Source organism: Oleiphilus sp. HI0086 (genome assembly GCF_001635225.1).
Window position 1 is genome coordinate 1 of record NZ_LWFZ01001523.1, and the last position, 1,248, is coordinate 1,248.

Genomic DNA, 1,248 nt, shown 5'->3' on the forward strand with positions numbered 1-1,248 from the left:
TCTTGCGGAAGATATGCTGGACTCTTTGTTCAGAAATCACAATGCCTTGGCTTGCCTTGGCTGTATTCGCGAGAAAGATAGTTACTTGATGGAGCACTCCGTAAACCTGAGTGTTCTGATGTCTATTTTTGGTAAATCGATGCAACTGGATCGTTCGGTTCTTCATCAAACCATTTCAGGTGCATTGTTGCATGATATCGGGAAAATCATGGTGCCAGACGAAATATTGCATAAGCCTGGTAAATTAACCGATGATGAATTTTCGCAAATGAAACATCACGTTACCCTAGGTCGCGAGCATTTGCTGGGTATCGAAGGTATTTCCCCTTTGACTATTCAAGTCGTTTCTGAACATCACGAGCGAATGGATGGTACCGGTTACCCTTCGGGTCTATGTGGTCATGAAATCTCAACCTTCGGGCGAATGGCTGCGATTGTTGACGTTTATGATGCGATTACAGCCGACCGCTGTTATCACAAGGGTATGACGCCGACAATGGCGATTAAGCGTTTACTGGAGTGGAGCGATCATCATTTGGACCGCTCTTTGGTAAATCACTTCATTCGTTGTATCGGAATTTATCCAGTTGGTTCTTTGGTCTTACTAGAGAGTGGCCGACTGGGCGCGGTTGTAGAAGTGAACGAGTTTGATCAGCGCTCGCCAAAGGTGAGGGTGATGTATCACACCAAGTTTAAATGCTTTATCAAGACCGAATTAATTGATTTAGCGAAACCGACGGTTCAGGATGCAATTGTCAAAGCCGTTGACCCCGACCTATTCAGGATCAACGTTAAAGATTTTTTAAGCTAGTCTAGTACACTTTCTTGGGAGCTGCGCTAAACGGCGCAGTTCGTACATAGTGCAGCAAAAGGCAGGGCGTCCAAACGCTCATTGCTGATATCTTCGTGACACTTCTCACAAGCGCCATATAAGTCTCGTTCCATTTTTAGCAGGGCATGATCTATTTGCTCTAGCTCTTCTTCGGCTTCACTTTTCAGGTTTAGTAGTACATCATCATTTTGTCTGTCTACGACTTGGTCCGAGAACTTACTGCTGGTTTTCCGGTTGTGAAGGTCTTTATCAATTTTCTCGATACGAAGACTTAATTCTTCTTTTAAAGCAACTAGCTTTTCTTTGCGGTCTGTCATGATTCTTCCTCACCTAAAATGGGTACGTATTACCTACATTTTAGGTTAGAACCGCAGAATAGCATTGATATGAATCAAGGTTGGCTTGCTAATTCCAAG

At 43.8% G+C, this 1,248-nt stretch carries 2 protein-coding genes; one reads left to right on the plus strand and one right to left on the minus strand.

Features of this window, described 5'->3' with window-relative positions:
• A partial coding sequence (locus A3756_RS25630) for an HD-GYP domain-containing protein (protein ID WP_068555029.1) occupies positions 1–811 on the plus strand: 811 nt, incomplete at its 5' end.
• A 26-nt stretch (positions 812–837) separates the two neighbouring features.
• On the opposite strand, the gene A3756_RS25635 is transcribed toward A3756_RS25630, so the two are convergent.
• A complete protein-coding gene (locus A3756_RS25635; protein ID WP_068552572.1) occupies positions 838–1,149 on the minus strand; it encodes a TraR/DksA C4-type zinc finger protein in 312 nt (103 codons plus the stop codon).
• Positions 1,150–1,248 lie beyond the last annotated feature (99 nt).